The following is a 26,286-nucleotide window of genomic DNA, read 5'->3' on the forward strand; positions in this document are numbered from 1 at the left end:
GGTGATTGCAGAACATGCTCATGCAATGGAGGCCGTTATGGCCAAAACCGATATCGCGCGGCGCGTCTTTAACCACGCATGGAAGCTCGATCCGATTGTCCGCAGTCTGCTGGACACGGATTTCTACAAACTTCTGATGTTGCAGATGATCTGGGGGCTTTACCCCAAGGTGGATGCAACCTTCGCGCTCATCAACCGCACGACGTCTGTGCGCCTTGCCGATGAGATTGATGAAGGCGAATTGCGCGCGCAGCTCGATCATGCACGCACGCTGCGCTTCACAAAAAAAGAGATGATCTGGCTGGCGGGTAACAGCTTTTATGGTCGCAAGCAGATTTTCCAGCCGGAGTTTCTCAACTGGCTGCATGATTTCCAGCTGCCGGAATATGATTTGCGCCGGAAGGACGGCCAGTATGAACTGCATTTCCATGGTCCGTGGTCGCACACGACCATGTGGGAAATTCCAGCACTGGCCATCATCAATGAGCTTCGCTCGCGCGCAGCTATGAAAAACCTAGGGCCATTTTCGCTCGATGTTCTTTATGCCCGCGCCAAAGCCAAGATGTGGAGCAAGGTCGAGCGACTGCGCGAACTGCCTGACCTCAAGATTTCAGATTTCGGCACCCGTCGCCGCCATTCATTCCTGTGGCAGCGCTGGTGCGTGGAAGCACTGAAGGAAGGTATCGGCGATGCCTTTACCGGAACCAGCAATGTGCTTTTGGCCATGGACAATGACCTCGAAGCGCTTGGCACCAATGCGCATGAATTGCCGATGGTGCTGGCAGCGCTTGCCAACACCGATGATGAACTGCGCACTGCACCTTATCGCGTGTTGCAGGACTGGAACCGCTATTATGGCGGCAATCTTCTCATCGTTCTGCCGGATGCCTTTGGCACGGCTGCTTTTCTGCGCAACGCACCGGATTGGGTTGCCGACTGGACCGGCTTCCGTCCAGACAGCGCCCCGCCCATTGAAGGTGGCGAACGCATCATTGAATGGTGGAAATCGCGCGGCAAAGACCCGCGCGAAAAACTGCTGATTTTCTCGGATGCGCTCGACGTCGATACGATTGAGGAAACCTATCGTCATTTTGAAGGCCGCGTCCGCATGAGCTTTGGCTGGGGCACGAACCTCACCAATGACTTTGCCGGTTGCGCGCCGACAACGATCCATGGCCTCAAGGCAATATCGCTCGTTTGTAAGGTGATCGACGCCAACGGACGCCCGGCGGTTAAACTTTCGGACAATCCGCAAAAGGCAACCGGCGATCCAAAAGAAGTCGAGCGTTATCTGAAATTCTTCGGAAACGAAGAGCGGGTGGAGCAGCTCGTTCGCGTGTAACGAGCTCCGGTTTCACTATTCCATCAGGCGTGCTGTACCCGAAAGGCGGATTGAGCCGCCGCGTTCATTTCCGATATCTGCGCGCAGATGCGATGGCGAACCCATATCCTCGCCCTGAATGACTTCAATAGAGCCACCATGCGGCCAGCCGAGATCGCGTAAATAAGCCGCGAAAGCGGCAGTTGAAGCACCCGTTGCCGGGTCTTCATAAACCCCGCCCGAGGCAAAAGGATTGCGGCTGTGGAAGCGCGTCGGCGTTTCGGAATTGATCAGCAGGATTGTCGTCCAGCCCTGACGGTTCATGAGCACGCGACCGCGCGAAAGATCGTAATGCATCGAGGCGAGCTTTTCGCGTGAGCGCAAAGGCAGCACGATGTGGTCGGCTCCGGCATGGATCAGCGCCGGCGGAATGCCCGGCGCAAGATCATCCTTCTCATAGTTGAAAAGGGCCAGTGCCTGCTCGATTTCGACTTCAGTGGCGGCCCGGTTGCGCGTACCCGGCGATTGCAGGCTGGCGGCAAACAGCTCGCCTTCCTTGCGGCCTTCGACGCTGATTTCGGCGTGGTTAAGCTTTAAGGAAAAGCGTCCGTCACCCTCGCGCATGGCGAGCGCTGCACCCAGTGCAATCGTGGCATGGCCGCAGAAGGGTATTTCTGTTTCAGGCGCAAAATAGCGCACACGCCAGTTACCGGCTTCGGGCATGGCAAAGGCCGTTTCCGAAAAGCCAACATCCTTGGCAATTTTTTGCATTTCCTCGGCTGAGGGAAGTTTTTCAGAAATCAGGACACCGGCAGGATTGCCGCCCTGATTGCCTTGCGAGAAGGCTGCTATGCGCAAGACGTCCAATGAATTGTCCTTCGCCTATATTCGATTCGCTCCCGCCCCTGTCCAATAGAAGACGCTAAATGCGTCCGGTCAAGGGCAGGGGAGCCTTGAGTTGTTTCCTTGCCCGGCTATTTATTTGCCGAGACGATGAGTAGCATCGGTCTTTCCAGCTCGTCTACTAATGCGGGCCAGGCTGCGATCTGCTCTTCGCTCGGGCGCCATTCTTCAAGGTTGGCGATTGCAAAGCCAGCCTTTATCAAGGCATTGACGGTCGTGCTAAGGCGACGGTGATATTTAATGACGCCATCAGCAAGCCAATCCGTGCGCCGTTCACCTTCAACGGCATAGTGATCGATGGGCCAGTGTTTCTGCCCATTTTCGCCTTCCATCCAACCGGGTTTAGCGGGTGCCATGAAAATCGGATGTTCTATTGTGAAAATGAATTGGCCGTTTGCACGCAAGGCGCGGCTGATCGTGGTCAGGAGACGCGGAAAATCCCGGATATAGTGAAAGGCCAGCGAGCTATAAACAAGATCGAAACGGCCTTCCGGCAGTTCCAAAGCTTCCATATCCGCCTGCACGTAGCGGATAGCCTCGTCTCGCGTTTCCTTGCGCGCACGTTCAAGCATATTCTCTGAAAGATCATATCCGGTGACAGACGCGGCACCCTGTTCACGGGCAAAACGTGAAAACCAGCCGAAGCCACAGCCGAGATCGGCAATGTCCAGGCCATTAAGATCTGGCAGGATTGATCGCACATAGGGCCATTCGGGCGCGCCATCCAGACCATACACAGAGCGCGGCAGCTCGCTATAGGCGGTGAAAAAGTCCGCACGATCATAAATGTTCTGAGCCATGTTGTGCCTTCCTGTTATTGAAAAGCAGAATCGGCCTCTAACACTGGGAAATCAATCCCGCATTTCAGCCGCCCACGGTGGATTGGCACCTGCGCGAGAAACCGTAACCGCGGCTGCTCGCACACCAAGCGCAACGGCTGCATGAATCTGATCTTCGTCGAGTTTTGCGATTGCTTGCTTGTTCAACAAGCCCTGATCGTTGAGGCTTGCGAGAATACCCGCATTGACCGTGTCGCCAGCGCCAACCGTATCCACCACATCCACTTTAACGCCGGGCACGCGAACAGTCGCGTTTGCCGTGTAGGCATCCGCACCATGGGCACCTTTGGTGATGACGATCAGTTTGGGCCCAAGCTCAAGCCAACGCGACGCAATCTCGTCATGGCTGCCTTTTTCGCCAAACCAGTCGAGATCTTCATCCGAAAGCTTCACGATATCGGAAAGGGCAATCATTCGTTTCATGCGAGCAAGATGCTTTTCACGGTCCGTGATAAAGCTGGAACGGATATTCGGATCGAGGAACATCACGCGGTTCTTGGCTTCCCGCGTCATCAGCGCTTCATAGACACTCCCGCATGGCTCTGAAATCAGGCTGATACAGCCGAACAGCATGGCGTTGATATTGTCGTCGATCAGCGGGATGTCACCCTCGGAAAGCATCCGCAGCGCTGTGTTCTCATCATAAAAGGCGTAGCGGGCCTGTCCGTCCACCAGTCGTACGAAAGCGAGTGTCGTCGGGCGGTCTGAAATGGCTGAATAGGAATAATCGACGTTGGAGCGCGCAAGCGTGTCGCGCAGCACTTCACCGAAAAAATCGGATGAAAGCCCGGAAAAGAAGCCCGTCGGGACATTCAATCGACCGAGCGCGATGGCTGAGTTGAAAACAGAGCCACCCGCGAGTGGTAAAAAGGCTGTCTCTCCCGCCGCAGTTTCGCGTGGCAGCATGTCAATCAGGGCTTCACCGCAGCATAGGATCATGGGTCAACTCAGCTGTTAAATCGATTGAAGAGAAAATAAGCACAAAAGCGCGGTGTTATTCAACGCCGCGCTTTTGAAAAATCATCAGACGTGCTGGCCGCCATTGATATGGATTTCCGATCCTGTCACATAAGACGAGGCTTCGGAGCAAAGATAGTAGATTGTCTCGGCCACTTCTGACGTCTTGCCAAGACGACGCATCGGCAATTGTTCGACAAGTTTATCCGTACCGGGCGATAGAATGGCGGTATCGATCTCACCCGGAGCAATCGCATTGACGCGAATGCCATGCGGACCGAAATCCGACGCCATTTCACGCGTGAGCGCTGCAAGGGCTGCCTTCGAGGTCGCATAAGCCGTGCCAGCAAAAGGATGAACGCGACTTCCGGCAATCGACGTCACGTTGACGACCGAGCCTTGCGCAGCTTCAAGTTCCTTGAACAGGCCGCGCGCCAGCATTATGGGCGCCATGAAGTTCACCTGAAACACGTCGCGCCACACAGCCATCGGCGTTTCAATCGAGTTCAGGCGCTTTCCACCCTCTGCCTTTGGCGAAATACCTGCATTGTTGACGAGCGCGTGCAGCTTGCTGCCATTGGCCTCAAGGCGGCGGCGGATTTCAGCAATGGCTTTGCCCACGTCTTCCTGATCCGCAAGGTCAACCTTGATGTGATCTTCCGGTCCCGCTGGCCACGGACAATTCTCAGCGAAATCCTGACGCGAGCAGGTGATGACGCGCCAGCCAGCGCGCGAAAAACGCTTAACCGTTGCATGACCAATGCCACGGCTTGCCCCTGTCAGAACAAGGGTTTTACGTTCCGTATCTGCCTTGGGAGTATCAGACCGGGACGTATCGGTTGGGGAAACTGTAGACATGACAACCTCACTCTCAATCTTTGAATAGACTAAGCCGCTCAGGATTTCGAGCGGATTTAAACAATCAGACTGTCGGCTGCTTCACTTGATCGCGATAAGGGCCGGTTACAGTTATGCCGACCTTACAGCATAATTCCTTAAACTTGAATCAGTTTAAGGTAAAATTATGCTGTAAATATAAAGTTTTAGAGCGACCATTGTGCGCCCGGAAGGGCGCACGGCGCTCTAACAAAAAACTACTGCGTGTTGCCCATGATGATGTCGAGAAGCGTGGTTGAATCACGGTTCTGTTGCGGCTGTTGTCCGCCGACATCGCCCGGAGGCAATGGTGCGCCATTGTCATTGACCGGATAATTGGCCGGTGTGCCGGGCTGCTGACCCTGCTGAACCGTGTTTCGGGCAGGGGAGTCGGGTGCTGGTGGCCAATAGCCATCATCGCCATTGCCAGCCATTGGCTGGTCGCCATAGCCGCCCTGCGGAATCATACCCGGTTCATATGGGTTGTTCGGATCGATACCGTCGCTGCCACCCGGTACGATGTTCTGAATGTCGTAATGGCCGGGCAGTTCAGCAACAGGTACGCCCTTATGGGCTTCCTTCATAAAGGTTTTCCATGCGGCGACAGGCAATGTCGAGCCGAAGACGCGCTTCATGCCCTTGCCGTCATCATTGCCGAACCAGACACCTGTGGTGAGATTGGCGGTATAGCCGACAAACCAAGCATCGCGGAAATTCTGGCTTGTCCCGGTTTTGCCTGCAGCTGGCCAGCCGAAAGCTGCGCGTTTTGCGGTGCCGTCTTCCACTGTCTTGCGCAGCATCGCATTCATCATGCCGACATTGCGCTCATCAATCACACGCGGGCCGACGCCATCCTGTCTTTGATAGAGAACCTTACCTTCCGAATCCGTGATCTTGGTGATGAAATAGACCGGCGCACGATAGCCACCATTGGCGAACGGCACATAGGCATCGGCCAGCTCAAGCAAAGAGACTTCCGAAGTACCGAGTGCGAGCGAGGCATTGGGTTCGAGCTTCGACAGCACGCCGAGGCGATGGGCAGTGTCGATCACGGTCTGTGGGCCGACTTCCATCACGAGCTGTGCTGAAACGGAATTAAGCGAGTGGGACAATGCGGTCGCCAGTGTCACTTCGCCCATATATTTGCCGTTGTCGTTGCTCGGTGTCCATTTACCAATACGCACTGGCGCATCATTGCGCACGGAATCCGGTGTGCGGCCCTGCTCCAGAGCGGTTAGATAGACGAAAGGCTTGAAGGAAGAGGCGGGCTGACGACGCGCATCGGTAACGCGGTCGAACTGGCTGGCGGCATAATCATAGCCACCAACCAATGCGCGCACTGCACCCGTACCATCGATGGAAACGAGCGCTCCCTGGCTCACATTCATCTTCTTGCCATTGGACGAAATCTGATCCTTGATCGCTTCTTCACCTGCGCGTTGCAGATTGAGATCAACGGTGGTTTCAACGGTGATGTCGGTTTTTGTCTCGCCGATGAGCGCTGGAATTTCGGCTACAACGCGGTCGGCAAAATAGTTTTCAGAACCCTGCCAGTAAGAGGCGGCGCGCGCCGGTGGCTCGCTTTCCGCAATCGCCACCTGACGGTCATCGATCATGCCTTCTTCACGCATGGCACCAAGCACAAGCTTGGCACGAGCGCTTGCTGCTTCCGGGTCGCGTGCGGGCGAGAGACGTGAAGGCGCCTTGAGAAGACCGGCAAGGGTTGCCGCTTCCATTAGATTTACTTCCTTGGCGGACTTTCCGAAATAGCGGCGCGACGCAGCATCGACGCCATAGGCACCAGAACCGAGATAAACCCGGTTTAGATACATCTCCAAGATCTGCTCTTTGGTATATTTATGCTCAAGCCAGAGAGCGAGCATCACTTCCTGCACTTTACGTTCCAGCGTACGGTCCGGCGACAGGAACAGGTTCTTGGCAAGCTGCTGGGTCAGCGTCGAGCCACCCTGAACTGCGCGGCCAGAGGTCACGTTGGTTACAATTGCACGCGCCAGACCGATAGGATCGATACCGAAATGCGACATGAAACGGCGATCTTCGATCGCCATGACGGCTTGCGGAATAAATGGCGACATTTCATGCAGGCCGACGGCTTCACCGCCGGTGGTGCCACGATTGGCAATCAGATTGCCTCCGACATCAACGATACGCACATTCGGCGGACGATCCGGAATAGTCCAGTCGGTTGTCGGTGGCATCTTGGCCGCAAAATAGACGAGCATACCGGCGAATGCGATGCCACCCCATAGGCCGAGCACCAGACACCAGTAGAAAGCGCGGCGAACAAAGCCGAAAAAGCCGCCACGCTTTTTTGGCTTGCGGCTTGACCCGCGTGGTTCGCGATCTTTCGATGGCTTGCTTTTCCGTTGCGGGCGGGCCATGCGCTCCTCCTCGTCGACGCGAAACACGTCCTCTTCCTTTTCCTCCGGCTTGCCGAAGGAAGGTTCGATGCGTCCGTTTCTGCCGTCTCGCGATGCCATATCGTTCTTGATCCGCCCACCTGTTCGTCGGGTACTGGTTTGTAACCCGCTTAAATCATCAACCCGTATATATCGAGGACGTTTATCGCCTGAAGGGTAAATGCGGCAGTTTAAAGGGGGGTAAATTTGTCATTAACAAAAAAGCACTGAATTGAGCGCAAAAAGAAAAGGCCCCGCATTGCGGAGCCTTTCCAGAGAAGTCGATCTGAATAAATCAGATTAGAACTTGTACGCGACGCCGAGACGAACTTCGTTGGTCTTGAACTTGTCGCGAACGCCAGCATCAGGAACGCCGAAGTCGAAATCCTTGTGGCCGTAATCGGTATAACGATATTCGAGACGAACGATGACATTGTCAGTCGCTGCATAGTCAATACCTGCGCCAGCGGTCCAGCCGGTGAGGGTCTTGCTCTGCGAAACGCTATCAATGCCATTGTCGAGGCTGTTCTTGACACTACCGAATGCAACACCACCTGCGATATAAGGCAGGAAGCGATCAACTGCGTAACCAGCGCGAGCACGAACGGCACCCGACCAGCGAAGCTTGCTTTCAAGGCTAACACCAGTATCTACGCCAGCTGAATCAAAGATTGATGCGCTATCCTTGAGGTTGTTGTAGGTCACGTCACCGTCGATACCGAGAACAACACTGTTGCCCAGATCGAAGTTGTAGCCAGCATACAGGCCGCCGAGGAAACCATCTGGCTTGACGTTGCCGAGGTCGAAGCCATCAGTGTCGAAGCGCGACTTGCCCCAGCCGTAACCAATCTGGCCACCAATATATGCACCGTTCCAGGTAAAGGTCGGAGCGACGATAACCGGAGCTGGTTCTTCGGCGATGATAGCGTCAGCTGCCTTTGCGCCAGTTGCAGCAAGCAGAGCAACAGTTGATGCGAGAAGAAGAGACTTGAGCTTCATAATAAACCTCCAATGGAGAACGGGGAGTTCTAAAATCTGTTGAATTTAATATAAGCCATTGCTCACAAGAGTCTGTAGCAAGAAGGCCACAGTCGCTTAATTGTCGCAAAAGTTGCGCACATAAACGTGATTGCTATGAAAAGCTGCGTATTAAGGTTATCAAAATCTTACGGCTTCGCAACTGGGTTTAAAGTCGTGATATCTGATTATCGGTTTCAGCATTCCAGGGTGCAGAGAATAGAATGGGTGGGGCTATGGGTGCAGGGCAGCGGATCGATTGGGTCGATATAGCCAAGGGCATATGCATCATCTTCGTTGTCATGATGCATTCAACGCTGGGCGTTGAAAAGGCTGCAGCGGAGCAGGGCTGGATGCATTACGTCGTTGCATTCGCTAAGCCGTTCAGAATGCCCGACTTTTTCATGATATCCGGTTTGTTCCTGAGTCTCGTCATCGACAGGCCATGGATGCGCTATCTTGACCGCAAGGTTGTGCATTTCCTTTATTTTTATGTTCTTTGGCTCTCGATCCAGTTTGCATTCAAGGCACCCGCTATTGCGAGTGAGGCGGGGGCTTCCGGCGTCATCGAAGCCTATCTGATGGCTTTCATCGAGCCGTTCGGAACGCTTTGGTTCATTTATATTCTGCCCGTGTTCTTCATCGCAACGCGTCTGTTAAAGCGGGTCCCTATCGGCGTGACATTTGCAATTCTGGCGGCCTTGGAGATTTTACCAATTCACACTGGCTGGGTGATGATTGACGAGTTTTGCTCTCGATTTGTCTATTTTTTTGCGGGCTATGCTTTCGCACCTTGGATTTTTCGCATTGCCGACTGGCTGCGTCAGCGCCCCCTCGTGGGCTTGGTTGGGCTGCTGATCTGGGCGCTCATAGAATATAAGCTGGTCTTCATGCCTGTGCCGGAAAGCCTCGCATCGCTTATCACACCTGCTGGTGATCTTTTGAACGAGCGAGGAGCGGTCAGTGATCTTCCCATTGTTTCGCTCCTGCTTGGCTTGATAGGAGCGCTGGCGATTATTTCGATTTCATCGCTTCTAAGCCTGCTTTCCGGCCAAAACTGGCTGCATCGTGGATTGAGCTGGCTCGGAGCGCATTCAATTGTCGTTTATCTGGCCTTCTTCTTGCCTATGGCGATTGCGCGCACTGTTCTTCTGAAGATCGGCTTTCTTGATGTGGGAACCGTTTCGCTGCTGACAACGGCAAGCGGTGTGATTGGCCCTGTTATTCTTTATGGGCTCATTCAATGGACTGGCTACGGTCAGTTCCTGTTCCGGCGTCCGGCATGGGCTTATATTGATCGCGCCCCGCAGAATAAAACGGCGGCTCAAGCGCATCCCGAAAAGTGTGAAACGGCTTTCGGGCAGGATGCGCGTTAAAGAAAATGGCATGAGAGAGCTATCTCTCATGCCACTGTCTGATGCTTTATGAGTGAGCGAAGATATCCTGCTCTGGCCAGCCCATCAGATCGAGTTCGGCCCGCGTTGGCAGGAATTTGAAACAGGCTTCAGCCTGCTTTGCACGCCCATCGCGTTCCAGACGCTTTTCAAAGACGGCTTTTAATCGATGCAGATAAAGCACGTCAGAGGCTGCATAATCCAGTTGAGCCTGCGAAAGCACTTCCGCCGCCCAGTCGGATGATTGTTGCTGCTTGGAAATCGAAACATCGAGAAGTTCGTTGCAGATTTCTTTCAGACCATGGCGATCCGTATAGGTGCGTGTCAGTTTCGACGCGATCTTTGTGCAGAAAACCGGCTGCGGCATGGTGCCGAACGTATGTGCCAATACCGCCAGATCGAAGCGTCCATAGTGAAAGATCTTGGTGATCGAGCGATCTTTCAGAAGCTTGACCAGATTAGGCGCTTTTTTCTGTCCAGCTTCGATCTGGATCACGTCTGCTGTTCCGTCACCGGGTGAAATCTGAACCACGCAAAGTCTGTCGCGATGCGGATTAAGACCGAGCGTTTCAGTGTCGATAGCAACAGCATCAACCTGATAATTATCTAGATTGGGCAGGTCGTGCTTGTGAAAACGGATGGTCATTTGGTCTTCCTTATTTGGCGGCTTTCGCCGCCATAAGCATCTGTCTTACTTGGCAGCGATAGCCGCCATAATTCTTGCCCACGAGCGCTGGCCCTTATGGAAAGAATTCAGCTCATATTTTTCGTTCGGCGAATGAATACGGTCATCTTCAAGACCAAAGCCAACGAGCAGGGATTCCATGCCGAGGAACTTGTCGAAGTCACCGACAATCGGGATCGATCCGCCCATGGCGATCAGCACTGCTGGCTTCGGCCATTCATCGGAAAGCGCATCCTTGGCTTTGGAAACCAGTGGCGAGTCATAAGGCAGCTGAATGGCTGGCGAACCACCGTGCGGGTGGAAATCGACCGAGCAATCGGCTGGCAAACGTTCCTGCACGAAAGCGCGGAACGCTTCGCGGATTTTCACCGGATCCTGCTTGTGGACGAGACGGAACGAAACCTTGGCCGAAGCCTCTGCCGCGATGACCGTCTTGAAACCTTCGCCGGTATAGCCGCCGGTGATGCCGTTGACTTCCGCAGTTGGGCGCGCCCAGGTCAGTTCGAGAACGCTGCGGCCTTTTTCGCCCGAAGGGACCGAAAGACCAATTGGGCCAAGGAAGTTTTCAGCCGTGCGGCCAAGGCTTTCCCATGACTGCAAAATCTGCGACGGCGTTTCTTCAACACCTTCATAGAAACCAGGCACCGTGACACGGCCGTTTTCATCATGCAGATCAGCAAGGATTTTTGCGAGAATATGGATCGGGTTGGCAGCAGCGCCGCCAAAGAAGCCCGAATGCAGATCGCGGTCAGCAGCCTTGATGACGATTTCCTCGCCAACCAGACCGCGAAGGCCGACGCTGATTGCTGGTGTTTCTTCGTTCCACATGGCGGTGTCGCAGACCAGTGCCACGTCGGCCTTTAACTCTTCTTTGTGAGCGTCAAGGAACGGCTTGAGCGAAGGCGAACCGGATTCTTCTTCGCCTTCAAACAGCAAGGTCACTTTGACAGGCAGGTTGCCGTTGACGGCCTTATAGGCGCGGCAGGCTTCAACAAAGGTCATCAACTGACCCTTGTCGTCGGATGTGCCACGACCGGTCAGGATTTTGCGACCATTACCGACATCTTTGATGGCTGGCTCAAACGGATCGTTTTCCCAAAGATTGAGCGGATCAACCGGCTGCACATCATAATGACCGTAGAACAGCACATGTGGCGCATCAGCAGTAGCACCGTCATGATGAGCAACGACCATCGGGTGGCCCGGAGTGTCGCGTACACTCGCATCAAAACCAATGGACTTGAGGTCCTCGACCAGCCATTCGGCAGCCTTACGGCAATCGGCCTTGTAAGCCGGATCGGTCGAAATCGACTTGATACGCAGAAGATCGAACAGATGATCGATGCTTTTGTCGAGATTTGTGTCGAGATAATTGAGGACTTTATCGAGTGATTGCGCGGACATGGATACTTCCTGACGAGTCGTAAAACTGATCGCACACTACAACCAGCAACCCGAAGAAGAAACCCAATTTGAACGCAAAACTGAGAGCTGAAAATGAATTGGCCGTTGTGGTGAGGGGGTTACCACAACGGCCATATCACTACACTCAAAAGCTACAGCCCGGAGAGGGGAATGAGGCTGTAGCCAACAACCGGTATCCAACGGGGGACGGGTCAGAAAACCGGCGACCGACGTACTGTCGATGAGTGAGATTTGGCCCTTCAACTGTGGCTATTCAAGGGCATTAAAGATTACAAATTCGTAACATAAACGTTACCTTGTCGTGTGTAATCCGTTATCTGTATTAATCGGAAATTGCGTGAGGATGGAGGCACTTATGACCAAGATTACAATGCTCAGCAAGAAGGACTGGGAGAAGACGCCGGGCAAGTGGCACGGCGAGTTTGAAGGCAATGTGTTCGGTGCAGGCGCTTCGGTCATGTTCTATGCGACAGAAGAGGCAGGACGAGGACCAAGACTGCATCGCCATCCCTATGATGAGATTTTTATCGTCCGCAAAGGCCGGGCTCTATTTACGGTTGGCGAAGAGCAATTCGAGGCCGATGAAGGCAGTGTCGTGTTTGGCGGAGCCAATATTCCGCACAAATATGTGAACGTCGGTCCCGGTCTGCTGGAGATGATAGACATTCATGTGTCTGGCACCTTCATTCAGGAAGATTTGGAATAGCTTCGTGCAAGAAAACCGGCTTGTCAGCAATCCAACGGTGGACACTTGTTTCTCCTGACACAAGGCCGGTTTTCATTACGCTTGGTTTCCTTTAATTCTAAGCCATGAAAAAAGGCGATCATCTCTTCCTCGTTGACGGCTCGGGCTATATTTTCCGCGCCTATCATGCCCTGCCACCGCTGACCCGTAAGACGGACGGCTTGCCGGTCGGGGCCGTGTCTGGTTTCTGCAACATGCTGTGGAAGCTGTTGAAGGATGCGCGCAGCACCGATGTCGGTGTGGTGCCAACGCATTTTGCGGTCATTTTCGATTATTCGTCGCAGACCTTCCGCAAGGAAATCTACCCCGAATATAAGGCCAACCGCACCGCGCCGCCGGAAGACCTGATCCCGCAATTCGGCCTGATCCGTCAGGCAACGCGTGCCTTCAATCTGCCTTGCATCGAAAAGGAAGGTTTTGAGGCCGACGATCTGATCGCAACCTATGCCCGTATTGCTGAGAAAGCAGGCGGCGATGTTACAATCATTTCGTCCGATAAGGACCTCATGCAGCTCGTCACACCGAGCGTGTCTATGTATGACAGCATGAAGGACAAGCAGATTTCGATCCCGGAAGTGATCGAAAAATGGGGTGTTCCGCCTGAAAAAATGATCGACCTGCAATCGCTGACCGGCGACAGCACCGATAATGTTCCGGGCATTCCGGGCATCGGCCCGAAGACCGCTGCGCAATTGCTGGAAGAGTTTGGCGATCTTGATACGCTGCTCGCGCGCGCATCCGAGATCAAGCAGAACAAACGCCGCGAAAACATCATCGCCTTTGCTGATCAAACCAAGATCGCGCGTGAGCTTGTCACGCTCAAGACCGATGTGCCGCTCGAAGTTGATCTCGATGGTTTGGTGCTAGAACCGCAGAACGGACCGAAGCTCATTGGCTTCCTGAAAGCCATGGAGTTCACAACACTCACCCGTCGCGTGGCTGAAGCAACGGATACGGATGCGTCGGCTGTCGAGCCGTGCCATATCGAAACCGAGTGGGGTTCTGAGGCACATGGTCCGGATGTCGATGTACCGGCAAAATCGGAAGCCAAGCCGTCTGAAAACTCTTCCGCCCCCGCTGCGGTTGAGACGCAAGATGCAAGTGGCTACACGCCGAAAGCACTGGCTGAAAGCCGAGCAGCGACGGCGCTTGCACAGAAGATCGACACCACGGCCTATACCTGCATTCGCGATCTTCCGACGCTGAATAAGTGGCTCGCAGAGGCTGTCGAGACTGGCCTTGTCGCTTTCGATACCGAAACCAATTCGCTTGATCCGATGCAGGCCGAACTGATCGGTTTCTCGCTGGCGCTTGCGCCCGGTAAAGCCGCCTATATCCCGCTCCAGCACAAATCCGGCGCAGGCGATCTGCTTGGTGGCGGCATGGTTGAAGGTCAGATACCGCTCGATAAGGCGCTGGCAGCTTTGAAGACCGTTCTTGAGGACAAATCCGTCCTCAAAATCGCACAGAACATGAAGTATGACTGGCTGGTCATGCGCCGTTACGGCATCAACACCGTGTCTTTCGATGACACAATGCTGATTTCCTATGTGTTGGATGCGGGCACCGGCGGTCATGGCATGGATCCGTTGTCCGAGCGCTGGCTGGGCCATACGCCAATCGCTTATAAGGATGTGGCGGGCAGCGGCAAAAGCGCTGTTACCTTTGATATGGTCGATATTGATCGTGCGACAGCCTATGCCGCAGAAGACGCCGATGTCACGTTGCGTCTATGGCAGGTGCTGAAGCCGCGTCTGGCCGCAGAAGGATTGGCCTCGGTTTATGAGCGTCTTGAACGTCCGTTGGTCGATGTGCTTGCCCGCATGGAAGAGCGCGGGATCTCGGTTGACCGTCAGGTTCTCTCGCGCCTGTCGGGTGATCTCGCACAATCTGCTGCACGCTATGAAGATGAAATCTACGAGCTGGCCGGTGAAAAATTCAACATCGGATCGCCCAAGCAGCTTGGCGATATTCTTTTTGGCAAGATGGGTTTGCCGGGTGCATCCAAGACCAAAACCGGTCAATGGTCGACCTCTGCGCAAGTTCTGGAAGATCTGGCTGCTGAAGGTCTGCCTTTGCCGCGCAAGATTGTCGATTGGCGCCAGCTGACGAAGCTCAAATCCACCTACACGGATGCGCTGCCGGGTTATATTCACCCGCAGACAAAGCGCGTGCATACGTCTTATGCAATGGCGTCCACCTCGACTGGACGCCTGTCTTCGTCTGAGCCGAACCTGCAGAATATTCCGGTTCGTACAGCCGAAGGCCGCAAGATCAGAACGGCTTTTATTGCAGAACCTGGCAACAAGCTTATCTCTGCCGATTACAGCCAGATCGAATTGCGAGTGCTGGCACATGTCGCTGATATTCCGCAGCTGAAACAAGCTTTTGCCGATGGCATTGATATTCATGCCATGACCGCTTCTGAAATGTTCGGTGTGCCGGTTGAAGGTATGCCGTCCGAAGTGCGCCGCCGTGCCAAGGCGATCAATTTCGGTATCATCTACGGCATTTCGGCTTTTGGTCTTGCCAACCAGCTTTCCATTCCGCGTGAAGAAGCAGGGCAATATATCCGCACCTATTTCGAACGCTTCCCCGGCATCAAAGACTATATGGAAGCGACCAAGGCTTTCGCGCGCGAACATGGCTATGTCGAAACGATTTTCGGCCGTCGGGCGCACTATCCTGATATTCGGGCCTCCAATCCGCAGGTGCGCGCCTTCAATGAACGGGCGGCAATCAATGCACCTATTCAGGGTTCGGCTGCCGATGTCATTCGCCGGGCCATGATCCGTATGGAAAATGCACTGGCAGATGAGAAGCTTGCAGCTCGCATGCTGTTGCAAGTCCACGATGAATTGATCTTTGAAGTACCTGAAAGCGAGGTCGAAAAGACAATTCCTGTCGTGCGCCATGTTATGGAAAATGCGGCTATGCCTGCAGTGGCGCTTTCTGTGCCATTACAGGTGGATGCAAGGGCTGCACATAACTGGGATGAGGCTCATTAAACGCGCATTCCGAAAAGTGTGAAACTGTTTTCGGGTCAAGTGCGCGTCAAAAAAGACTAGAGCGCCGTTCCGGTTTGACCGGATCGAATTGCGCTCTAGAGCGCTCACCCTGTTGACCTGAGAGGCGCAAGCCTATAGGTAAGCGCTAATTATGGTGCTTCGTTAGTCGTCAGGAGAGTTGTGGACAGATAAGGTTCACGACCGTTGGGTATGCGGCTTGAGAAGCTTTTTTCGTGAAAGTTATTCATGTCCCTGCCTGATACAATCGCTCCGGCTCTTTCCGGAGCATTAGCCGCTCGTGGTTACACTACACTCACTGCTGTTCAGGAAGCCGTTCTGGCTCCAGAAACGCTGGATGCCGATCTTCTCGTTTCCGCACAGACCGGATCGGGCAAGACGGTAGCGTTTGGCCTTGCTATGGCTAATACGCTTCTCGAAGGTGAACTGCGCTTTAGCCGTCCAGAAGCACCTCTTGCCATGATTATTGCACCTACGCGTGAACTGGCATTGCAGGTTCGTCGCGAACTGGAATGGCTTTATGCAGACACCGGCGCAACCATCGCATCCTGCGTTGGTGGCATGGATATCCGTTCCGAGCGCCGTGTGCTTGAACGCGGATCGCACATCGTTGTCGGCACCCCAGGTCGCCTTCGCGACCATATCACCCGCAATGCGCTTGATATGTCGCAACTGCGCGTCGTCGTGCTCGATGAAGCGGACGAAATGCTCGACATGGGCTTCCGTGAAGACCTTGAATTTATTCTCGGTGAAGCGCCGGAAGATCGTCGTACATTGATGTTCTCGGCAACGGTGCCTAAGCCAATTGCCCAGCTTGCCAAGCGCTTCCAGAATGACGCTCTGCGTCTGACTGTTCAGAGCGAAACCAGCCAGCACGCTGACATCGACTATGTCGCTATGCCGGTGCCGCCACATGAGCGCGACCACGCGATCATCAACGCGCTGCTCTATTACGATTCACAGAATTCGATCATCTTCTGCTCGACCCGCGAAGCGGTAAAGCACATGGCAAGCCGCCTTTCCAATCGCGGTTTTGCGGTTGTGGCGCTGTCGGGTGAACTGAGCCAGGCAGAACGCAACAATGCATTGCAGGCAATGCGTGATGGCCGTGCCCGTGTTTGCGTTGCTACCGACGTTGCTGCACGCGGTATCGATCTGCCGAACCTGGATCTGGTTATCCATGCCGATCTTCCGAATAACCCGGAAACCATGCTGCACCGTTCGGGCCGTACCGGTCGTGCAGGCCGTAAGGGCACCTGTGTTCTGGTTGTTCCGTTCTCGCGTCGCCGCACTGCAGAACGTCTTCTGCATATGGCCAAGCTTGATGCGCAGACCATTTCTGCACCAAGCATCGCTGCTGTTCAGGCGAAGACCAATGAACGCATTTTGAATGCAGACGTTTTCAGCCAGCCGGTTGAAGAAGAATATCAGGATCTGCTGAAAGCGCTCACCGAGCGTTACACGCCGGAACAGATCGCAGCTGCGTTTTTGAACCGCGAAGTCGCTTCCTATCCGGCAGCAGAAGAAGTTTCCGATGCACCTGTGCATCCGGTTGGCGGCAAAAAGCCACGCGAACGTTCTGACCGTGGTGATCGCGGCGACCGCTTTGAACGCAGTGATCGCCGTGAACGCGGCGAACCAGGTGAACGCTTTGATCGTAATTCGTCGTTTGATGGCGTGTGGTTCTCCGTTTCCGCCGGTCGCAAGCATCGCGCCGATCCAAAATGGCTTCTGCCGCTCATCTGCAAGGCAGGTGACGTATCGAAGCGTGATGTCGGTTCGATCAAGATTTTCGACAACGAAACCCGTTTCGAAATCACAGCAGCCAAGGCTGATGAGTTCCGCCGCTCGGTCGAAGAACGCGGCACTGGCGAAAAGGGTCTTGTGATCCGTAACGCTGTTGCAGGCGCTGGTGGCGATGCTGCTCCACGCGAAGGCAAGGGCAACTTCAAGCCCCGCGGCGACAAGTTCAAAAGCGATTTCCGTGATGGCCCGCGCGATGGCAACCGTGATAATGCCCGTGACGGCGCCAAGGGTAGCTGGTCGAAGCCGAAGGGCGACTTCAAGAAAGATGGTTTCAAGAAGGACGGCAAGAAGTTTGGTGACGGCGGCTTCAGCAAGAAACGTCGTGGCGAATAAACACGCCAACTAGTCAGAAATTCTTTGGAAGGGCCGGGTTGCAAGCAACTACGGCCCTTTCTCTTATGTGATCGGTGGTATGTGATAAACGACCGAGCGATACTTTGGATTTTCCCGCCGCTCAGCAATATGTCCACCAAGCGCCTCGGCAATCCGCCTGCTGGGAAGGTTCTCTTCCGCAACCGGATATTCGAAATACTCGACCGGGACGTTTTTGCTTGCCCATGTGGCTACTGCTCCAACAAATTCCCGGCCAAATCCGTTTCCATGAACTTCGCTTCGGAGCCATATTCCAAGTTCTGGCTTGCCTGATTTCATCGCGTGCAGGCCAACGATTCCAAGAAACCTGCCATTAGCTCGGTCTCGCGCCACCAGATGAAGCTCTGAGCGTTCTTCAATAGCGGGCAGCCAAGCCCGCCATATTTCTGCAAAGTTGGCTGCAGTTGATGGCGGCTCCCACGACATAAACCGCGTAATCTCGGGAGAGATACAGGAAAACACTTCGCTCGCATCACTTGGCTGAAACGGCACGATGATCGCACGAGCGGACAAGATACGAATGTCTGGCACTGGGTGGTCCTGCAGTGATGGTTTGTCAGAGTTGACCGTCATAACCAGACTGGGGGGATGGCGGTCTGCCACTTTTATATACTTTAAGAAAAAGCCCCGGATTTCCGGGGCTTTTTTATTAGAGCGCATCCCGAAAAGTGCGAAGCGGTTTTCGGAACAAGATGCGCGTAAAAACAAATGGATAGAGCATTTCGATTGACTCAATCAAAACGGGAAATGCTCTAAACGTCCAGATTGGCGACGCTCAGCGCGTTTTCCTGAATGAACTCGCGGCGCGGTTCCACTTCATCACCCATCAGGCGTGAGAATAGCGAATCTGCGTCGGTCGCGTCATTGACCTTAACTTGCAGCAGCGAACGCACATTCGGATCGAGCGTGGTTTCCCAAAGCTGTTCGGCGTTCATTTCGCCCAAGCCTTTGTAACGCTGCAGCGTCAGACCCTTGCGGCCTGTTGCGAAAATCGCATCAAGCAGCGCCATCGGTCCGGAAAGCGTTTCGACCTTGTCCTTGCGACGCAGAATCGGCGGTTCGGCGAAAACTTCCGTCAGGCGCGATGCCACACGGTCGATCTGGCGCGCATCGGCAGAGCCGAGCAGGGCCATGTCGAGAATGGCAACGTCCTTCACGCCACGCACCATGCGCTCGAAGCGGTAGCCGCCGTCTTCCGTCACATGGGAGGTCCAACCACGCTCGGTTTCTTCCGAGATCATGTCGAGACGCTTGGCAACGATATCGGCGGAAGCCTGCGACGCAGCGTCGTTGGCGGTCGCATTCGGATTGAGTAGGCCTGCAATCGCAGCCTGTTCAACAACGCGACGATCATAGCGCGTATGAAGGCCGGAAAGAAGCTGACGCAGCGTGCGTGCATCGTCGACGACCGACCGAAGGTCAGGACCGGCGCGCACTTCACCGCTGCCCATTTCAAGGGCGGCTTCTTCAAGACCTGTTTCGATAAGGAAGTCTTCGAAAGCAGCTTCGTTCTTGATGTATTGCGAGGACTTGCCGCGCGAAACCTTATAGAGCGGCGGCTGCGCGATATAGATATGGCCGCGTTCGATCAGTTCCGGCATCTGACGGAAGAAGAATGTCAACAGCAGCGTACGAATATGCGCGCCGTCGACGTCAGCATCCGTCATGATGATGATCTTATGGTAGCGCAGCTTGTCAGGATTGAAGCCGTGTGACTCATCCTTGCCGATCGACGTGCCAAGAGCCGTGATCAGTGTTCCGACCTGATCGGATGAGATCATGCGGTCAAAGCGGACGCGTTCCACGTTGAGGATCTTACCGCGCAGCGGCAGAATAGCCTGGTTCTGGCGCGAACGACCGCTCTTGGCCGAGCCACCTGCAGAGTCACCCTCGACGATGAAGATTTCTGATTTCGCCGGATCGCGTTCCTGACAGTCAGCCAACTTGCCGGGAAGCGACGTCACGCTCAGATTGCTCTTGCGGGTGATGTCGCGTGCCTTGCGGGCTGCTTCACGAGCTGCGGCTGCCTGAATGACCTTTTCGACAATCGTCTTGCCGCCAGCTGGGTGTTCTTCCAGCCAGGTCGAAAGCGCTTCATTGACGAGGCTTTCAACGACAGGGCGGACTTCCGAGGAAACCAGCTTGTCCTTGGTCTGCGACGAGAACTTTGGATCAGGAACCTTGACCGAGAGAACAGCAGTCAGACCTTCGCGGCAATCATCGCCGGTCAGGCTGACCTTTTCCTTCTTGGTCATGCCGGATGCATCGGCATAGCCCGTCACCTGACGGGTCAGCGCACCACGGAAACCGGCCAGATGCGTGCCACCATCGCGCTGTGGGATGTTGTTGGTGAAGCACAGCACTTTCTCGTGGTAGGAATCGTTCCACCACATCGCGACTTCAACGGTCATACCGTCTTTTTCGCTCTTGATATAAATCGGTGTTTCCAGAAGCGACTTCTTGCTCTGGTCGATATACTTCACGAATTCGACAACGCCGCCATCATAGTGGAGTTCCTGTTCGCGAATATCGGCATGGCGACGGTCTGTAAGCTTGATGCGGACGCCTGAATTCAGGAACGCCAGTTCGCGCAGGCGACGTTCCAGCGTGTCGTAATCAAATTCGACCATAGAGAAAGTTTCAGGGGAAGGCAGGAAACTGACTTCTGTGCCCGTATCGCTGCCTGCATCGCCGGTTATAACCAGCGGAGCGTCGGCCACGCCGTGCGTGAAGGCCATTTCATGGATTTTGCCAGCGCGACGGATCTTCAGCTTCAGCCAGATCGACAACGCGTTCACAACCGACACGCCCACGCCGTGCAGACCACCGGAAACCTTATAGGAGTTCTGGTCGAACTTACCGCCGGCATGGAGCTGGGTCATGATGACCTCAGCCGCCGAGACGCCTTCTTCCTTGTGGATGTCGGTCGGGATGCCACGACCATTATCGGTCACGGTGCAGGAGCCGTCGGCGTTAAGCGTAACAGTGACAAGCGTTGCATGTCCGGCCAGCGCTTCGTCGATGGCATTGTCCACGACTTCGTAGACCATATGATGCAGGCCCGAGCCGTCATCCGTGTCACCGATATACATGCCCGGACGCTTGCGAACTGCGTCGAGGCCTTTCAGAACACGAATGGAATCCGCGCCATATTCGGCGGCGGCTGCGGAATTCATCTCTGGTGTCTCGCTCATGAAAATCTTTCGAAAATGCGCCGCGAAGGCAACCTTAAAGTCTGCCGCAATTGCAGCAATAAAAACCCTGTCGAATCACACGACAAACATGGCTTTAATATAGGCGTTAACGGCGATTTTTCCAAATTTTGGGGCCAAATTTACCGGGGATTCAGCTCTTTTGGCACCAGTTGCAGAATTGGGGTGGCGTGCAATCTCTGGAACCGCCACAATTGAGGCTTATATCTTGTTTGACGGGGGTGTTCTCGATCAAAAGGAGCACTTGATGGAAACCACAATTGCCATGAAAGATGCAGCTCAACCCTTTGTGCCGCCTGCACCGCGTCCGCGCGAAAAGCCGGTTGGACGCTTCGAGATGATGCGGGTGGTTTACAAGAACCCGCTCGAATTGTGGGGCGAGCCTTCCTATAACGAGCGCTGGGTTTCTGTAAGCTGGCTTGGCATCAAAACCATCATTGCCAATGATCCGGGCCTTATCCGTCATGTGCTGGTCGATAATGCCGCCAACTATCCCATGTCCGCCATCCGTCAGCGCGTGCTGCGCCCCATTCTGCGTGATGGATTGTTGACCGCTGAGGGCCAAGTCTGGAAGCGTTCACGCAAGGCGATGGCGCCGGTTTTCACTCCACGCCATATCGGTGGCTTTGCGAATGCCATGCGAAACCGGTCGCTGCAGTTTGTCGAGCGATACAAGACCAATGGCATCATCACCGATGTCGCCCATGACATGACGCTGCTCACCTATGACATTCTGGCTGAAACGCTGTTCTCTGGCGAAATTGCCGGTGATCCCAATGATTTTGCGCATCAGATCGACAAGCTTTTTGAAACCATGGGTCGCGTCGATCCATTTGATCTTCTTGGCTTGCCCGAATGGCTTCCGCGCTTCACGCGCCTTCGCGGCAACCAGTCTCTCGGCTTCTTTCGCGAGCTGGTGTCGAACACGATTGCTCTGCGCAAGGAACGGATGGAGAAGGGCGAAGACGTCCCCAACGATTTCCTGACCCTGCTTTTGCGCGCCGAAGGACCGGATGGTTTGAGCCGTGCCGAGATTGAAGATAACATCATCACCTTCATCGGTGCGGGGCATGAAACAACGGCTCGTGCGCTGGGCTGGACGCTCTATCTGCTTGCCAAGGCACCGCAGGAACGCGAGCGTGTTGAAGCTGAGATCGATGCGTTCTTTGCTGATGGCGGCAATGACCTGCCGCCGCAGGAATGGCTGGCAAAACTGCCGTTCACGCGTGCAGCTTTTGAGGAGGCGATGCGGCTTTATCCGCCAGCACCGTCAATCAATCGCGAGGCCGCGACGGATGATACCTATGGCGATCTGAAAATTGCCAAGGGAACGGCTGTTCTGGTCATGCCGTGGGTGATTCATCGTCACAGGCTTTATTGGGATCAGCCAGATGCCTTCATGCCTGAACGCTTCTGGCCCGAAAATCGCGACAAGCTCGACCGCTTCCAGTATCTGCCATTTGGTGCCGGTCCGCGTGTCTGCATCGGTGCGAGCTTCGCGTTACAGGAAGCGGTCATAGCACTTGCAACCTTGCTTGATGGCCGTCGCTTCGACGTGTTGGAAACCACAAAGCCATGGCCTGTGCAGAAACTCACCACCCAGCCGCAGGGCGGTCTGCCGATGAAGGTTGTCAGGCGCTAATTAGTTGGTGCACCAATGGCGATCCGGGCAAGATGCGGATATTCGGGGTCGGCCAGATTGCTGATGCTTTCAAGGTCTTCGGGGCTGTACCATGCAAGCTCAGAATGTTCATCGCAGACATTGCGCGGCTCGCCGCCGCTCCATGAAGTGACCTGAAAAATATGGCAGATGGAATCGCCATAGAGATCCGGCTTTTTCTCATCGATTGCGCCGATCTCACGAAACTTGATCGGGCGAATGCCGAGTTCTTCGCCCATCTCCCGCACCAACGCATCTTCAAGTGTTTCACCACGCTCGACATGGCCACCGGGCGTGTCCCAATGATTGGGCCACGCCTTTTTCCATGGTGAGCGCAGTCCCATCAGAACTTTCTTGTCACCGCTCACCAGTAAGGCGCCGACGGTGACAACTTTCTTTTTCTTGGCCATGGCGTTCCTGTTATAGCGCTATCTATGAACTCAGATTACTGGCTAAATCACAAACGCACATCACAATTTTTTAGTGGGTAAGGCTTCTACTTAGCAAGACGTTCTGAATGCCATTTGAGATGGTCATCCATGAAGGTCGAGATGAAGAAATAGGAATGGTCATAGCCTTCACGCATATTGAGCGTGAGCGGGATTCCAGCTTTGTGGCAGGCCTCATCCAGCAACCAAGGACATAATCCTTCATCAAGGAAAACATCGGCTTCTCCCTGATCGACCAGAAATTCTGGAAAGCGGTAGCCGTCTTCAATCAGCAGCGTCGCATCATAGGCACGCCATGCGCGTTCTTCTGCGCCAAGATATTTTTCCAGCGCAGGCTTTGACCAGTCGGCTGTTGACGGCTGCACAATCGGCGCGAAAGCCGATGCTGATTTGAAACGGTCGGGGTTCTTGAGCGCAATCGTAAGTGCGCCATGTCCGCCCATCGAATGGCCGGTTATGCCCTGACGTGACATATCAAGCGGAAACTCAGCCGCCACCAGATCAGTCAGTTCCTTTGTGATGTAGCTATACATCTGATAGTTCTTGGCAAATGGTTCCTGTGTAGCATCGACATAGAAGCCCGCACCCTTGCCGAATTTCCAGTTATCCGGTTCATCCGGCACGTCATCACCGCGTGGGCTTGTATCCGGGCAAATAACGGCAATCCCTAGTTCTGCGGCCATTTGCCGATATTCGCCCTTATCCATCACATTCTGATGAGTGCAGGTGAGGCCGGAAAGATACCAGAGTACCGGCACAGGACCATCTTTTGCCTGTGGTGGCAGGAAAACGGCAAAGGCCATATCGCACTGGTTGGTCTCGCTCTTATGGCGATAGACGCCCTGCGTTCCACCAAAGCATTTTGCAGTCGAAATCGTTTCCATGAGAGTTCCTGATTTTTATCCGCTTCCGAGTGCGACCACGACATTCACTGTCGCCGCAACAAGGACCGTATTGAAAAAGAATGACACGACGCTGTGCAGAAGCGTCACTTTTCGCATCGCAGTGGTCGTGACATTGGTATCGGACGTCTGTGCCGTCATGCCGATGATGAAGGCGTAATAGGCGAAATCCCAGCCGGAGGGCTGTGGCGTTTCTGGAAAATTGAAGCCGCCTCTATATCTGCTGGCATGGGCTGAATCGTCGCCTGCGGGTTCGCGTGGCTGCCAATACATGTGTGCGTAATGGATCGCCGTCATCATGTGGATCGTAAACCAGCCGAGAGGCACAGCCGCAAGCGTCATGACGAGCGAAAACAGGTCGGCTTTGGGTTGCTGGTTTATCAGGATGAACAGCGACACCACAGCCACAACAACGGTGGCAAATGTCACCAGAAAAATGATCCAGATCGGCTCATCTGCCGTTGCCGCATGTTTTCTGAGATAGGGCGCGGTGAGTTTGGGTAAAGCCGCAAGCGCCAGAACGAGATACAGCACAAAAAAGCAGTTTGCCCCGATGACCGGGGCAAGCGGGCTCTTAAGAAGCCATGCGATAATGAAGGTTGCAGCGCCACCAATGGCTGCAAGATAAAAGGACATATGGCGGCGCAGCAGAAACATCAGGCCGCACTTTCCTGTGGTGCCAGCCGCATGTCGACATGCGGAATACCATCTTCAAGATATTCTTCCGAAATCGCGACGAAGCCGAACGAGCCATAGAATTTCTGCAAATGGCTCTGTCCGCCAAGCTCAATGGCAATGCCCGGAAAACGTGTCTGAGCAAAGGCGACAGCCTCTTTCATGAGACGCTGACCAAGCTTGTAACCACGATAATCGGCTGCCACGACAACGCGGCCGATCTTCACCGGCTTACCATCCTGTTCCGGTGGCAGAACCCGCAGACTTGCTGCAAGTTCTTCACCATCAAGAATGCGTAAGTGAAATGCGTCATAATCCTTGCCGTCGATTTCGGGGTAAGGGCAATTCTGCTCCACCACAAAAACATCCACGCGCAGCTTCAGCATCGCATAAAGCGCGCGCGGGGTCAGGTTGTCGATTTCATCCCAATGGGAGGTAAAAAGCTTCTCACTCATCAGTAGACAATCACCGAGCGGATCGACTTGCCTTCATGCATCAGATCGAAAGCCGTGTTGATTTCATCAAGCGGCATGGTGTGGGTGATGAGGCTGTCGATGTCGATCTTGCCTTCCATGTACCAGTCAACGATCTTTGGCACATCGGTACGACCGCGCGCGCCGCCAAATGCAGTGCCCTTCCAGACGCGTCCGGTGACGAGCTGGAATGGACGTGTGGCGATTTCCTTGCCAGCTTCGGCAACGCCGATGATGATCGATTCACCCCAGCCGCGATGGCAGCATTCCAGTGCCTGACGCATGACATCGGTGTTGCCGGTGGCATCGAACGAATAATCCGCACCGCCATCGGTCAGATCCTGAATAGCCTGCACAACCTTGTCATTGCCGATTTCGCGCGGGTTGACGAAGTCGGTCATGCCGAACTTCTTTGCCATTTCCACCTTGGATGGATTGATGTCGACGCCGATGATCTTGTCCGCACCAACCATGCGTGCGCCCTGAATGACATTGAGGCCAATGCCGCCAAGACCAAACACAACAACATTAGAACCCGGACGAACCTTAGCCGTGTAAATAACTGCGCCAATGCCGGTGGTTACGCCGCAGCCGATATAGCAGATCTTGTCGAAAGGCGCGTCTTCGCGGACCTTCGCGACTGCGATTTCCGGCAGAACGGTGAAGTTCGAGAAGGTCGAGCAGCCCATATAATGGAACACTTCGCCGCCATCGCACGAAAAGCGCGAGGTTTTGTCCGGCATCAGGCCCTGACCCTGCGTTGAGCGGATCGAGGTGCAGAGGTTTGAGCGCTGCGACAGGCAGGTTTTGCACTGGCGGCATTCCGGCGTGTAAAGCGGGATCACATGATCGCCCGGCTTGACCGACGTAACACCTGCGCCCACTTCGCGCACAATGCCCGCACCTTCATGGCCGAGAATGGCCGGGAACTTGCCTTCGGAATCAAGGCCGGAAAGCGTGTAGGCATCGGTGTGGCAAACGCCGGTCGCCATGATTTCGACCAGCACTTCGCCAGCGCGTGGACCGCCGATTTCAACGGTTTCGATGGTGAGCGGCTTTTTTGCCTCCCAGGCAACGGCTGCGCGTGACTTCATGACGATATTCCCTTCAATTTCAGTGTTCGTTTATG

The 26,286-nt window shown here is 54.5% G+C and carries 21 protein-coding genes; 6 read left to right on the forward strand and 15 right to left on the reverse strand.

Going from position 1 to position 26,286, the window contains the following annotated elements; all coding sequences use genetic code 11:
* Positions 1-37: 37 nt before the first annotated feature.
* Positions 38-1,342: a nicotinate phosphoribosyltransferase gene (pncB, locus tag CEV34_RS07950; protein ID WP_007873146.1), complete on the forward strand. Its 1,305-nt coding sequence runs from the start codon at positions 38-40 to the stop codon at positions 1,340-1,342.
* A gap of 15 nt (positions 1,343-1,357) precedes the next feature.
* On the opposite strand, the gene CEV34_RS07955 is transcribed toward pncB, so the two are convergent.
* The 6 genes from CEV34_RS07955 to CEV34_RS07980 form a co-directional block, all read right to left on the reverse strand.
* Complete coding sequence (locus CEV34_RS07955) at positions 1,358-2,188, reverse strand: PhzF family phenazine biosynthesis protein (RefSeq protein ID WP_007873147.1); 831 nt, start codon at positions 2,186-2,188, stop codon at positions 1,358-1,360.
* A 107-nt stretch (positions 2,189-2,295) separates the two neighbouring features.
* Positions 2,296-3,024: a class I SAM-dependent methyltransferase gene (locus CEV34_RS07960; protein WP_007873149.1), complete on the reverse strand. Its 729-nt coding sequence runs from the start codon at positions 3,022-3,024 to the stop codon at positions 2,296-2,298.
* 51 nt (positions 3,025-3,075) lie between these two features.
* On the reverse strand, positions 3,076-4,002 hold the full coding sequence (locus CEV34_RS07965) for a carbohydrate kinase family protein (RefSeq protein WP_007873150.1): 927 nt from the start codon (positions 4,000-4,002) through the stop codon (positions 3,076-3,078).
* Between the two features lie 84 nt (positions 4,003-4,086).
* Positions 4,087-4,878 (reverse strand): SDR family NAD(P)-dependent oxidoreductase, encoded by a 792-nt coding sequence (locus CEV34_RS07970; RefSeq protein WP_007873153.1) that lies wholly within the window; start codon positions 4,876-4,878, stop codon positions 4,087-4,089.
* Positions 4,879-5,114: 236 nt separating this feature from the next.
* A complete protein-coding gene (locus tag CEV34_RS07975; RefSeq protein WP_007873157.1) occupies positions 5,115-7,397 on the reverse strand; it encodes a transglycosylase domain-containing protein in 2,283 nt (760 codons plus the stop codon).
* Positions 7,398-7,616: 219 nt separating this feature from the next.
* Entirely contained in the window at positions 7,617-8,315 is a 699-nt protein-coding gene (locus CEV34_RS07980) for an outer membrane protein (protein ID WP_007873160.1), read from the reverse strand.
* 242 nt (positions 8,316-8,557) lie between these two features.
* Between CEV34_RS07980 and CEV34_RS07985 the strand changes: the two genes are divergently transcribed.
* Positions 8,558-9,709, forward strand: a complete 1,152-nt coding sequence (locus tag CEV34_RS07985) for an acyltransferase family protein (protein WP_039859438.1) — start codon at positions 8,558-8,560, stop codon at positions 9,707-9,709.
* A gap of 46 nt (positions 9,710-9,755) precedes the next feature.
* On the opposite strand, the gene CEV34_RS07990 is transcribed toward CEV34_RS07985, so the two are convergent.
* A complete protein-coding gene (locus CEV34_RS07990; protein WP_007873166.1) occupies positions 9,756-10,373 on the reverse strand; it encodes a ribonuclease D in 618 nt (205 codons plus the stop codon).
* Between the two features lie 45 nt (positions 10,374-10,418).
* Positions 10,419-11,816: a dipeptidase gene (locus tag CEV34_RS07995; protein WP_007873170.1), complete on the reverse strand. Its 1,398-nt coding sequence runs from the start codon at positions 11,814-11,816 to the stop codon at positions 10,419-10,421.
* Positions 11,817-12,192: 376 nt separating this feature from the next.
* Here CEV34_RS07995 and CEV34_RS08000 point away from each other — a divergent pair, with 376 nt between their 5' ends.
* The 3 genes from CEV34_RS08000 (at position 12,193) to CEV34_RS08010 (ending at position 17,747) form a co-directional block, all read left to right on the forward strand.
* Positions 12,193-12,543, forward strand: coding sequence for a cupin domain-containing protein (locus CEV34_RS08000; protein ID WP_039859479.1), 351 nt, complete (start codon positions 12,193-12,195; stop codon positions 12,541-12,543).
* Positions 12,544-12,647: 104 nt separating this feature from the next.
* The gene (polA, locus tag CEV34_RS08005; protein ID WP_007873176.1) at positions 12,648-15,590 is read left to right on the forward strand and encodes a DNA polymerase I; all 2,943 of its coding nucleotides are present in this window, start codon (positions 12,648-12,650) and stop codon (positions 15,588-15,590) included.
* Between the two features lie 246 nt (positions 15,591-15,836).
* A complete protein-coding gene (locus tag CEV34_RS08010; RefSeq protein ID WP_007873179.1) occupies positions 15,837-17,747 on the forward strand; it encodes a DEAD/DEAH box helicase in 1,911 nt (636 codons plus the stop codon).
* A 63-nt stretch (positions 17,748-17,810) separates the two neighbouring features.
* Here CEV34_RS08010 and CEV34_RS08015 read toward each other — a convergent pair whose 3' ends face one another.
* Both CEV34_RS08015 and gyrB read right to left on the reverse strand, forming a co-directional pair.
* Positions 17,811-18,521 carry a GNAT family N-acetyltransferase gene (locus CEV34_RS08015; protein ID WP_235819024.1) on the reverse strand — a complete coding sequence of 237 codons (711 nt, stop codon included), beginning with the start codon at positions 18,519-18,521 and terminating at the stop codon, positions 17,811-17,813.
* A 17-nt stretch (positions 18,522-18,538) separates the two neighbouring features.
* The gene (gene gyrB / locus CEV34_RS08020; RefSeq protein WP_007873185.1) at positions 18,539-20,980 is read right to left on the reverse strand and encodes a DNA topoisomerase (ATP-hydrolyzing) subunit B; all 2,442 of its coding nucleotides are present in this window, start codon (positions 20,978-20,980) and stop codon (positions 18,539-18,541) included.
* A 283-nt stretch (positions 20,981-21,263) separates the two neighbouring features.
* Here gyrB and CEV34_RS08025 point away from each other — a divergent pair, with 283 nt between their 5' ends.
* Positions 21,264-22,640 carry a cytochrome P450 gene (locus tag CEV34_RS08025; protein WP_039859482.1) on the forward strand — a complete coding sequence of 459 codons (1,377 nt, stop codon included), beginning with the start codon at positions 21,264-21,266 and terminating at the stop codon, positions 22,638-22,640.
* On the opposite strand, the gene CEV34_RS08030 is transcribed toward CEV34_RS08025, so the two are convergent.
* From CEV34_RS08030 to CEV34_RS08050, 5 genes are all read right to left on the reverse strand, one after another.
* Entirely contained in the window at positions 22,637-23,068 is a 432-nt protein-coding gene (locus tag CEV34_RS08030; RefSeq protein WP_064320057.1) for an NUDIX hydrolase, read from the reverse strand. The two genes, CEV34_RS08025 and CEV34_RS08030, sit on opposite strands and share 4 nt — an antisense overlap.
* An 86-nt stretch (positions 23,069-23,154) precedes the next feature.
* Positions 23,155-23,991 (reverse strand): S-formylglutathione hydrolase, encoded by an 837-nt coding sequence (gene fghA, locus CEV34_RS08035; protein ID WP_007873194.1) that lies wholly within the window; start codon positions 23,989-23,991, stop codon positions 23,155-23,157.
* Positions 23,992-24,006: 15 nt separating this feature from the next.
* Positions 24,007-24,666 (reverse strand): DUF1345 domain-containing protein, encoded by a 660-nt coding sequence (locus CEV34_RS08040; protein WP_007873200.1) that lies wholly within the window; start codon positions 24,664-24,666, stop codon positions 24,007-24,009.
* Complete coding sequence (locus tag CEV34_RS08045; RefSeq protein WP_007873202.1) at positions 24,666-25,139, reverse strand: GNAT family N-acetyltransferase; 474 nt, start codon at positions 25,137-25,139, stop codon at positions 24,666-24,668. The genes CEV34_RS08040 and CEV34_RS08045 overlap by 1 nt, the downstream gene beginning before the upstream one ends.
* Complete coding sequence (locus CEV34_RS08050; RefSeq protein WP_007873207.1) at positions 25,139-26,251, reverse strand: S-(hydroxymethyl)glutathione dehydrogenase/class III alcohol dehydrogenase; 1,113 nt, start codon at positions 26,249-26,251, stop codon at positions 25,139-25,141. The genes CEV34_RS08045 and CEV34_RS08050 overlap by 1 nt, the downstream gene beginning before the upstream one ends.
* Positions 26,252-26,286 lie beyond the last annotated feature (35 nt).

It is taken from the genome of Brucella pseudogrignonensis (assembly GCF_002252525.1).
Lineage (GTDB): Bacteria > Pseudomonadota > Alphaproteobacteria > Rhizobiales > Rhizobiaceae > Brucella > Brucella pseudogrignonensis.